This window comes from Ruminococcus sp. AF17-22AC, assembly GCF_003460065.1.
GTDB lineage: Bacteria > Bacillota > Clostridia > Lachnospirales > Lachnospiraceae > Blautia_A.
On the sequence record NZ_QRXT01000020.1, the window covers coordinates 1 to 9,568 of the forward strand.

The 9,568-nt window shown below is 38.3% G+C and carries 18 protein-coding genes and 1 riboswitch; of the genes, 3 read left to right on the forward strand and 15 right to left on the reverse strand.

From position 1 onward, the window contains the following. Both DWW86_RS16655 and DWW86_RS16665 read right to left on the reverse strand, forming a co-directional pair. A partial coding sequence (locus DWW86_RS16655) for a PAS domain-containing protein (protein ID WP_117944064.1) occupies window positions 1-1,175 on the reverse strand: 1,175 nt, incomplete at its 3' end. A gap of 233 nt (window positions 1,176-1,408) precedes the next feature. Next, a riboswitch (cyclic di-GMP riboswitch) is annotated at window positions 1,409-1,499 on the reverse strand. A 285-nt stretch (window positions 1,500-1,784) separates the two neighbouring features. After that, window positions 1,785-2,222 (reverse strand): hypothetical protein, encoded by a 438-nt coding sequence (locus DWW86_RS16665; RefSeq protein WP_072522414.1) that lies wholly within the window; start codon window positions 2,220-2,222, stop codon window positions 1,785-1,787. Between DWW86_RS16665 and DWW86_RS17490 the strand changes: the two genes are divergently transcribed. Continuing rightward, on the forward strand, window positions 2,221-2,349 hold the full coding sequence (locus DWW86_RS17490) for a hypothetical protein (RefSeq protein ID WP_286187749.1): 129 nt from the start codon (window positions 2,221-2,223) through the stop codon (window positions 2,347-2,349). The genes DWW86_RS16665 and DWW86_RS17490 overlap by 2 nt on opposite strands. A gap of 38 nt (window positions 2,350-2,387) precedes the next feature. On the opposite strand, the gene DWW86_RS16670 is transcribed toward DWW86_RS17490, so the two are convergent. The 8 genes from DWW86_RS16670 to DWW86_RS16705 form a co-directional block, all read right to left on the reverse strand. Continuing rightward, on the reverse strand, window positions 2,388-2,594 hold the full coding sequence (locus DWW86_RS16670) for a DUF1653 domain-containing protein (RefSeq protein ID WP_117944067.1): 207 nt from the start codon (window positions 2,592-2,594) through the stop codon (window positions 2,388-2,390). 6 nt (window positions 2,595-2,600) lie between these two features. Beyond that, entirely contained in the window at window positions 2,601-3,056 is a 456-nt protein-coding gene (locus DWW86_RS16675; RefSeq protein WP_117944069.1) for a YaiI/YqxD family protein, read from the reverse strand. 10 nt (window positions 3,057-3,066) lie between these two features. Then, window positions 3,067-3,435, reverse strand: a complete 369-nt coding sequence (locus DWW86_RS16680) for a VOC family protein (protein WP_117944071.1) — start codon at window positions 3,433-3,435, stop codon at window positions 3,067-3,069. 56 nt (window positions 3,436-3,491) lie between these two features. Then, the gene (locus tag DWW86_RS16685) at window positions 3,492-3,902 is read right to left on the reverse strand and encodes a peptide deformylase (RefSeq protein ID WP_117944073.1); all 411 of its coding nucleotides are present in this window, start codon (window positions 3,900-3,902) and stop codon (window positions 3,492-3,494) included. A 20-nt stretch (window positions 3,903-3,922) separates the two neighbouring features. Further along, window positions 3,923-4,138 (reverse strand): hypothetical protein, encoded by a 216-nt coding sequence (locus tag DWW86_RS16690; protein ID WP_072522418.1) that lies wholly within the window; start codon window positions 4,136-4,138, stop codon window positions 3,923-3,925. A 31-nt stretch (window positions 4,139-4,169) separates the two neighbouring features. After that, a complete protein-coding gene (locus DWW86_RS17495) occupies window positions 4,170-4,370 on the reverse strand; it encodes a DUF8090 domain-containing protein (protein WP_502696658.1) in 201 nt (66 codons plus the stop codon). A 201-nt stretch (window positions 4,371-4,571) separates the two neighbouring features. Continuing rightward, window positions 4,572-4,823 (reverse strand): hypothetical protein, encoded by a 252-nt coding sequence (locus DWW86_RS16700; protein WP_117944076.1) that lies wholly within the window; start codon window positions 4,821-4,823, stop codon window positions 4,572-4,574. Between the two features lie 23 nt (window positions 4,824-4,846). After that, window positions 4,847-5,197, reverse strand: a complete 351-nt coding sequence (locus DWW86_RS16705; RefSeq protein WP_117944078.1) for an HIRAN domain-containing protein — start codon at window positions 5,195-5,197, stop codon at window positions 4,847-4,849. A gap of 565 nt (window positions 5,198-5,762) precedes the next feature. On the opposite strand from DWW86_RS16705, the gene DWW86_RS17500 reads away from it, so the two are divergent. Beyond that, window positions 5,763-6,146 (forward strand): plasmid mobilization protein, encoded by a 384-nt coding sequence (locus tag DWW86_RS17500; protein ID WP_117944080.1) that lies wholly within the window; start codon window positions 5,763-5,765, stop codon window positions 6,144-6,146. Between the two features lie 105 nt (window positions 6,147-6,251). Here the strand turns inward: DWW86_RS17500 and DWW86_RS16715 are convergent, their stop codons facing one another. Continuing rightward, on the reverse strand, window positions 6,252-6,467 hold the full coding sequence (locus DWW86_RS16715) for a hypothetical protein (RefSeq protein WP_072523409.1): 216 nt from the start codon (window positions 6,465-6,467) through the stop codon (window positions 6,252-6,254). A 401-nt stretch (window positions 6,468-6,868) separates the two neighbouring features. On the opposite strand from DWW86_RS16715, the gene DWW86_RS16720 reads away from it, so the two are divergent. Continuing rightward, window positions 6,869-7,705, forward strand: a complete 837-nt coding sequence (locus tag DWW86_RS16720; RefSeq protein WP_117944082.1) for an AIM24 family protein — start codon at window positions 6,869-6,871, stop codon at window positions 7,703-7,705. Window positions 7,706-7,835: 130 nt separating this feature from the next. On the opposite strand, the gene rhuM is transcribed toward DWW86_RS16720, so the two are convergent. From rhuM to DWW86_RS16740, 4 genes are read right to left on the reverse strand one after another with little or no spacing between them, the layout of a single operon-like run. Beyond that, window positions 7,836-8,273 carry a RhuM family protein gene (rhuM, locus tag DWW86_RS16725; RefSeq protein ID WP_286187750.1) on the reverse strand — a complete coding sequence of 146 codons (438 nt, stop codon included), beginning with the start codon at window positions 8,271-8,273 and terminating at the stop codon, window positions 7,836-7,838. Window positions 8,274-8,288: 15 nt separating this feature from the next. Next, window positions 8,289-8,651, reverse strand: coding sequence for a YccF domain-containing protein (locus tag DWW86_RS16730; protein ID WP_072522422.1), 363 nt, complete (start codon window positions 8,649-8,651; stop codon window positions 8,289-8,291). 26 nt (window positions 8,652-8,677) lie between these two features. Next, entirely contained in the window at window positions 8,678-8,896 is a 219-nt protein-coding gene (locus DWW86_RS16735) for an aspartate dehydrogenase (RefSeq protein WP_117944086.1), read from the reverse strand. 45 nt (window positions 8,897-8,941) lie between these two features. Then, complete coding sequence (locus tag DWW86_RS16740) at window positions 8,942-9,412, reverse strand: LURP-one-related/scramblase family protein (protein WP_021650109.1); 471 nt, start codon at window positions 9,410-9,412, stop codon at window positions 8,942-8,944. Window positions 9,413-9,568 lie beyond the last annotated feature (156 nt).

Below are 9,568 nucleotides of genomic sequence, written 5' to 3' on the forward strand. Positions count from 1 at the left end.
TCACGCAGAAAGATCATGGCATATTCTGAATCCTCTATTTCGCCACGTATGACCACATTGCGGACCCATCGTTCTTCTCCATTCAGAGTGATACGGCACTCCAAAGCCAATTCGGTTTCCAGACCCTTCAGCCTTTCTGCAATATAACCACGGTCGTAAAAAGAGGATACCGCCTTCTTATCTGTCTCCACAACATAGGAATCCACAAAATGCCGGATCAATTCATCCCACGTATGACTCTGTTCAAAGACGGTCATCAGGGACGGTTCAACCTTAAAGGTATCAAAAGTATTCGCTTCCAGATTCACATAATACTCGCACAAATCTGCTTTCGTAAAAGCCCGGTGGAAAGCAGCAGATTTTTGTGCCTGCATGGTTTCTTTTTTCTCCGCATCAATGTTAATAAAAATCCCGGCAATCCTGCTGGCAGAACCATCCAGACGGCGTATTACTTCTGCCGATGCCCGAAACCACTGGTATTGATTATCCTTCATTCTCATACGATACTCTACCTGGTATTTTATCTGGTTCGTCTTATCCTTAATTGCCGCCTGAAGCTGCACCATTACTCTTTCTTTATCCTGTGGATGCAGAAGATCTGACCAGGATTCCAGTTTATTCGGAAAGTCCAGAGTGTCATGATAGCCAAGCATTTTTCGGAATTCATGACTCCAGTTTGCATTCACAATCTCACTGTTTTCGTCACAGTCAAAATACCAGAAGCCGGAACAGATAGCCTCATTGAGCAGTGCCAAATTTACATGATCCCAGTTGACCTGTACGGACATAACCCAGATCTGTCTGCCCGCCTCATCTGTCGCATCCTCTTTACAAAGCCGTACATTATTCACTGTACCGTCTGCTGCAAGGATCTGTGCTTCCCCTGTTCCGTGAAGCTGCAAAAAACGGTCCCGCTCCAGTATATCTTCCTCGTCATAAAAGAAGTTTCTCAATGAGCCTTTTGTCTGTTCCATGAAAGTATCGAATGTATATCCTGTACTATGCAACAGCAGATTATCCACAGACAAAATAGACAGGTTTTGGTCATAAGATCCTGTCATTATACCTACCCCGCCATTATTTTCCAGTGTTTTCTGTACGGCCTGTGACATGGCCTGTGTCTGTCCCGTTACAGTCTCACCTAAGGAATATATTTTGTCTTCATAATTTTTCATTTTATAAAAGTCCTCTCTCCGTCTTATGCCTTCTTCATCCTGCTTTTATCTGTATACAGAAAACCTGTCCCTGCTAGTTTTGTTACCCATTTTTGCATACAAAAAGGACACTTGCCAAAATCTGCCAGTGTCCCTACTATATTTTTTTAAAATCACACATCTATATAGTATAAAAGGTATCGGAATCTCTTCTGTTCACACATCTTTTCCATATATTATGATGATATGGAAACAGTGGCAACCGGCTGACATGGCCAAGCTTTCTGACTTTAGTCCCTTCTGGCTTTGCGACCCTGCCTTTCAACAGGTTTGCCTTTAAAATAATCTCTTTTTTTTTTAAAAAACATACCATGTGGTTTTCCTCACGTCAATAATTTTTTTAAAAATCTACACATATTTTACTTCTATTTTTGCGGATATTCGATCTGTGCCAGGCACAGCTGTACCCCCGCCGCCTTTGCTTCCCCTGCCAGGTTTCCAGATCAGCAAAGAATTTTGGAAGCTTTCTTTGATTTATGCTTTGGTACCGTTGCTTTAAATGCCGGATTCTTCTCCATCATATCCCACTTCACAGCCTGATTAAAACAACTCTTCAGCAACTTATGTACATCACAGATTACACTGGTAGATACGAACTCGCTTCTGACATTTCCGTTCAAGTCTGGAACGGATGCCCTTAAAGAAATCACTTACTGACGCATCACTATAGATCTTCATACCAGCACTATGTGAAGTAGCTTCATCCATGTGCAACGCCCAGTCGATGATATGCACATGTGAACCAAACCGCTCTTCAAACTCTTTTTTCAACTCTTCGAAAATTTCCACAAGTATTTCTGCCGAGGCATGTTTATCCAAAGTTCCGAGCTGATAGAGAGTTTCTTCCGGACAAGTCTTTTTGTTATATCGAACATTGAGTCCAGTACGGATCATGGAACCATAATCAAACTGGAAGTCTGTCATGATATCCGGATTGAAAGTCTCATATAAAATCTGCAGTCTTGCCAGAACGTCAATAACAACTATGGGAAAGAGGTGGTAGTACATGGGAATAATTAAATATTTTAGAAAAAAATACTGGAAAAATGCAATTTTCAGAGGTGGGCAGCGCATACCATTTAGCTACGATGGCTTGACAGATATACCCGATAAAGCCTATGCACTGTTTACGTAAAAAGAATTAGAAAAAATTTACAACGATAGAAATGAATTTTATAAGAAGCTAATGCAGATATCGCATAGTCTGGCACATGTTTTATAAGGCGGATACAATGCCTGATAAATCACCAGCTTCTTACCATTTTCTGTATGCTGCGCAAAAGCCAATATCCGGTACAAGTACTCCGCTATTTCCAGATTTACATTTTCCCGTTTAAAATGCTGGACTACATCGCCAATATGAACTCTACATTCTTCCATTTCGAACTAGTTCTCCTTATCCATTGCCATATGTATCATTCTCTCGAAGGATTCTCTGAAATGCTCATCATCCTCCGATGTTCGTTTTCTTGGTCCTTTTAAATGATTCTTTCCGGATGCCCTTCGTGCCTTCTTATTCAGATGCCGTTCCATAAGCATCTGATCAATATTCTCATTCGTATACCATTTCCCGGATTGATGAATCGCATATGCATTTTTTCCAAGTGCCATTGCCGCCACACCGTAGTCCTGTGATACAACAATATCGCCTTTATGACAAATACTGATCAGTTTATAATCCACTGCATCTGCGCCGGCTCCAACTACAAGCACTTCACTGTAATCAGAAGATATCACATGATTTGTATCACACAATAACGTTACCGGAACACTGTGCTCTTTTGCAACTTTTTCAACAATACCAACTACCGGACAGGCATCTGCATCAACAAAAATTTGCATATTCTCTCCTTTAATTAGACATAAATGGCGTACGAACCTCAATAAGATTACCACTCGGATCATACAGCCTTACAAGCTTCTGCCCACCTGCAAGTTCTGTCAGTTCAGTGGCATATCGGACGAAATACTTACCTGATTCATATTTTGCAAGCAATCCATCTATATCAAATTCCTCGAAATACAGTTCCATCATGTTATTGAATGGCGTAGAAGTTTCATTCAGTGTTTTCCCCCATACGTCGGCATCCTGCAAAACAAGTCCCTCCGATAAGATCACATTACCTTCATTCTTAAGAATCACTTGCAGTCCAAATAAGTCCTTATAAAACTCTATAGATTTTTCTATATCATCTACCACGATCAGTACATTTTTCAGCATATCCGTCACCTCACAATCCGCTTTGAGTCAAGCGAATATTCGCAATCCGCATGCGGTTAAATAATCTTTCCAGACAAATGATCAATTTCATGCTGGCAAATCTGTGCTGTCCATCCTGACAATTTCTGGCGCTGTTTTTTCCAGTTAAAGTCACAATATTCTACTTCTATTTCCTGGTATCTGGTCGTCTTACGAACACCGTCAAGGGACAGACAACCTTCTTCTGTCTCATACATGTCATGCTTTGAAACAATCACCGGATTGAACATCACTACATCTATGAATCCCATATTCACAATGATGATATTCTTCTTTACACCAATCATGTTTGCAGCCATACCAACACACCGTTCCCGGTTTGCCTGCAACGTATCCTGCAGATCCTTTCCAACCTGGATATCAGCTTTCGTGGCTGGTTCGGATGGCTGACCTAAAAAGAAAATGTCTCTTACAATTTGCTTTACCATTTACTTTCTCCCTGTAGCTTTCATTCTACTTTTTCCAATTTATTATTTACATCGAGACAAACTTTGTCTCCCTCATTGATATTACGCTCATAGAGCCTGGCGTCCTCCGCTTTTACTGTCACTTCTTTTCCTGAAGAATCCACAAGAGTCACTATTGCCATGACTGGTGCATCATCCGGTCGTTCTTCACAACCAAAATTCAGGTCTTCATCGATTCGTTTTACTGTGTACATCATAACTCAATTTCTCTGGAGATAATATTAAGAATCAGTTTTCTACATACCTTCTCCGATAATATTCCATCGTACGATACTCAATAATATCTTTCATAAAGGCATAATATGTTTTATATTCTCTAATAATTACCAGTGGATCAATTTCCTGATTTTCATAGAAATCATACAGAAGCGGAACCCGTCCTAACCGATTCTTCAAAACGACATAGCTTTCTTTGATCAGCGTTTTCATCCCTTTGATTTTGTCAATAGACTTAAATATCTTATTAAAATAAATATCTTATTCATTATTATACCTTACATGTAATAAATTGTCATAAATAACTTTCCGTATTTTCTTGCTTTCCTTGTTTCTTTAGATCCTTTCATTCAGTCAAATCAAATAGCCGAGACCATAATCAGCCTCAGCTATTCCAAGCTGTATCATTCAGTTTCAAAAATCAAACTCATCCGGATCCAATCCTGCATCTTCCAACACTTCTCTTCTTTCATCCGGATCCATAAATTCCAACTCATCATAATCAAGTCCAGCATCGGCAAAAGTATCTATCTCATCATCGTCATCAAAGATACTTTTTTCATCATCCTTCATCATTTCGTCCATGAACTGAAACTGTACAGCACGTTCCAAGCTATCCAATTTCCCGTCTCTGTTAAAATCAAACATCTTATCAAATCCAAACATGATTTTTCCTCCCTCAGATTTATTTATTCTTCAACTTCTGTTTCAGCTTTCTTAACCTTCTTTTGATTATCCAGAAGGCTCTTCTTACTGATGCTACAGATTGTTCCGTGATCTGTGACAAGCGCCACTTTTGCTTTTGCCTTCTTTCCGATTTTGTCATAGATTCTTCCGGCACTCATGGAATCTCCGAGCACTGTATAGGAACTGTTTGCTACATATCCAATTTTTCCCAGACCTTCGTAAGTTACTTTAATTGCTTCCTTGTCATATTCATTGTCTGGTTCTTTTTCTAAGCGGATCTTCGTTCCTTTTTTCAGAAATTCTTTTCCAAAATAATGATTTGTTCCTGTCAGTGTGAAATAAATTTTACTCATTGCCCGTCCTCCTCTTAATCTTCCATAAACTCGAAATATTCCTGCTCACTGGCAAATAAAATGTATTTGCCTTCTACATACCCCATATATCCGTTGCTTGTGTCATAACCTTTCATTTGCCAGTCCTCCTTGGATTTTTTCTTCTTTTTTGATGTTATCATCTTACAATAAATGGCTGTGCAAAAATCCCGACATCCAACCGGTCCTATAGCTAATTAAAGGCCCTTAATTGAATTTTCAAACGCTAATTTTTGCCCTTAATTGCTATTTTAAATGCTTTAATTGCTAAACTTCCCGGATCATTTTTGTATTTAATAGCTGAGAGATAGAGAATAGCAAGGACAGGAAGTGTCATGACATTCCACTTCCGGGCATTCGCCACAAGACCGGGACCCTACCCAATCTTCACGCAAGCTACAAGCTTTGCGAAGACAATCTGAATGTACATTGAAAGCTTGCTTACAATTGTACAAATCAGGTTGGCTTCATACGGCGACAGCCGTGACCGAGATGAAGCGAAGCGCAATCGAGATTGAAAGCTATATCTTTCAGGAAGAAGACTTATATGGCTAACAGAACAAGAGATATACCTATCCAGTTTTTTGTAACTTCTGAAGAGAAAAAGATGATCCGTAAGAAAATGATTTTATCAAAAACCGCAAACATGGGAGCCTATCTTCGTAAGATGGCAATCGACGGAATCATCATAAATACTGATACGACGTACCTTGAGAAACAGTTTTTTGAAATGCATAAGATTGGTGTAAATGTAAATCAGCTGGCAAGACTTGCCAGCGATGATGAAATGAAAGATTTTGCTTATATTAGTAAAAAACTTGATGAAATTTCTTTAGCCATAGACTCTTTGAATCTTTGGGTAGATAAGACCGCCGGAGAACAGGGGCTTAATCTCGATCTCTTAAATGCCGAAAAAGAAAAATTAAAATAATCCATAACGCGCCAAAAGGCAATGAACCATTTCTGACTCATTGCCTTTTCCTTTACATACGCTGTAATTGATTGACGATACTTTCTGTTTGCTCCTCCTGATCCATTATGAATGTGACGTCACCAATGCTATAATGCCACCGACAATCAACAATGGAAAAGCAATGTACATCAGTCCACCTATAACCATACCAATCAATATCACCGGGAAGAAAATAACTGTACAAAGTAATTTCATAATTCCCCAGGATGCTTTTAATCCAAATATAAAAAATTTTCCAACAAACCAAATCATACAAATTGTAAATAATAACGATAACATTTTTTTCTCCTTCTGAAACTCATTTTGATATGCGTCTTTCATTTTTTCTGTTCTTTTTCTGATAAATATTCAGATGTGTTCTTTATACCAAGCTTATTACCGAATGCCGGATTTTTCTCCATCTTTTCTATAATCCGGATTAATCGAATTCTCTGTGCTGCTTCCATCTGATCACCCCATTTATATTCTGCTTTTTTGTTGATATTGTCACTATAACAAATTTATTTTTCATAATACACATCCACCATGAGGAATTGCAACTTTATATTTCTCGAATTTTGAGAATTCTGTCTTTATATTTCTCTGCACGAATTGTTTTCTATCTATGCTGACTCATTTATAATAAACATATCCGAGTAACACTATGAATTATTATTAAAGGTAAAGGAGTCAGTAGTAATATGCGAATTGAAAATTTACAAAATGAAAACAGAAAATATGCAAAAAGCATCGGAAACTTCCATGTGCTTGAATATGTGCAGGATGCCAGCGTTTCACCTATGAATGCAATGAATGAGTATTTCATGAGTAAAATGAATGTCAGAAGAAGACAGGTTGTTATTGATATTGATAAAGACCATTCAGCTGTTATCCAGGCTGGTTCCATGCAGTGGATGGGTGGTAATGTACAAGCCACATCTGGTGTAAAAGGCATCGGAGATTTCCTTGGAAAGGCACTCAAGGGTGCGGTTACAAAAGAAACTGCAGTTAAGCCAGAATATGTTGGCGAAGGCTGTCTGGTACTGGAACCAACATATAAATACATTATTCTTGCAGACATTGGAAAATGGGGTTCGGCCGGAATGACAATTGAAGATGGCATGTTCCTGGCTTGTGATGCAAATGTAAAAAGTAAAGTTGTAGCCAGAAAGAACCTTTCATCAGCAGTATTAGGTAGCGAAGGCCTGTTTAATCTGAGTTTGCAGGGAAATGGTGTAGCTGCACTGGAGTCTAATGTTCCCGAAGATGAATTGATTGAAGTTATATTGGAAAATGATGAACTGAAAATTGATGGAAATCTTGCCGTATGCTGGTCATCAAACCTTGAATTTACCGTAGAACGATCAACCAAAACACTTGTCGGATCTGCAGTTAGCGGAGAGGGTCTGGTAAATGTTTACCGCGGAACAGGACGGGTACTGATGTGTCCGGTTGCACCGACAACTTCCTTGTTCGAGTCCACTAACACCATGGCAGCTAAAGCTGCTGCTAAATCCAGCAATACATTTGGAAAATAAGCGTAAAACACATTCTCACGTAAACAACAAACGCCGGTATAGGATTATAAAAATCCTGCATCGGCGTTATTAATTGTGATTATTTTATTTTCTTTACTAAAATGAACCTCTTGTCATCTCTGCAAATTTTTCAATTCTTTTCAATTCCATCTGGCATATGATCTTTCTCAGTTATTTTTCGAATGACCCGGCATGGATTTCCGACCATCTGAACACCTTCTTCATAGGTAATACGATATATTGAACTGCTCCCATCTGATTTACATAATGTCTGGTGATCATATTGATCAAGCAAAAGCAATGCTTCTGTATATTCATTTACAGCTCTAAGCACATCCGATTCCTCTATATCAAGCGCATCAGCAAGCATTCTGCTCTGTATATCAACTGTCTTTTCTAATGCTAGAAGACGCCTTTCATTAATAGCATAACCTTTTATAATATATTGCTTAAGAACATTATTTGCCCATTTTCTAAAAGCTATACCTCTTTTAGAATTAACACGATATCCAACAGACAAAATCATATCCAGGTTATATATATTCGGTTTTCTTGCTTCTGTGTCAATAAGACCTCACATATTCTATCCTATTACACTCGCCCCAAATGGCATAAAAGAGAGTCTTGCTATCTTGAAAAACTGCTTTCCAAATGGAATTCCAACTATCGTAATGCACCAAATGCAACCCACTATCAGGTTTCCAAGTGCCATTTCCCAGCCAAAAAATATAATCCATATAAGATTTACCAGAAACGAAAACATGCCATTTCCATACACGATTTCTTTTCCAAACGGCCAGAATGCCAGGGTCGCAAATTTAAAACACTGCAAGCCTACCGGAATTCCAATAATTGTAATACACCATATGCATCCTGCAAAAACCCAAGCCAGGCCGCCCAGTAATCCTCCAAATATAAACCAAAGGATATTACCTATAGTTCTCATGACAACACATCCCCCTTATCCAATGTCTAATATTCTTTTGCAATTTTCTCTGTTATCTCATATATCTCTTTGAATTTTTCTAAGTCCTCTGGAGATCTGATCAGCATGATTTCTTCGATTTTTCCGGTCCGTATGTCTTTGAACCCTGCTACTTCTTCTCCAGTACAAATGCTTGCACGACTAACTGGTTTCATATGTTCTCTGTCATATGTTTTTTTCACGATTTTCTTTTTGAATAATCCCATGCTACCTCCCCATCTCCGAATATCTTCGACAACAAGATCAACTATCTAATTCCTGGAACATTTTTCTGCATCAATCGCAAGTACGAACATCAACGCATCCAATGCATTTCCTGGATCCTGCACATCAATAACATATGTATCAGTCATATGAAACAGTTCTTTACTAACCCGTGCAATTGAATAACCGCTTTGATTAAGAATGCTATAGTCCCATTCCATAATGGTTCCATCAATATGCCATCCATTGTAATCAATATTATAATGTGGCGTCAGAAATGAGAATTCTTTGCTCAGGCATCCAATATAACTGCCATTTTTATAAATCTCAAATTTAGGAAGAAAAGTAAGTACTTTCTGAACAACCATTCCTACTTCGTTTCCATAGGCATCATAAATTACAAGTTTATGTCCCCAGGACAGCTGACCTTTTACTACATAAACAGTGTTGCCTGCTTCATCATAGATATCATAGCTGTCAAACCATGAAAACAACCTTTGTTTAAACAATAACTTCATAACTTTTCACCACTCTCTCCAACAGATATAATTGGTTCTTTATAAGTACCATAATACCATGCCGGAACACCTTAAAAAATATGTAAATCGAAGAATTAACCCATCTTATTTCACAGATTATGATAAAACATAGATTTCCGGCTATAAATCTCTACT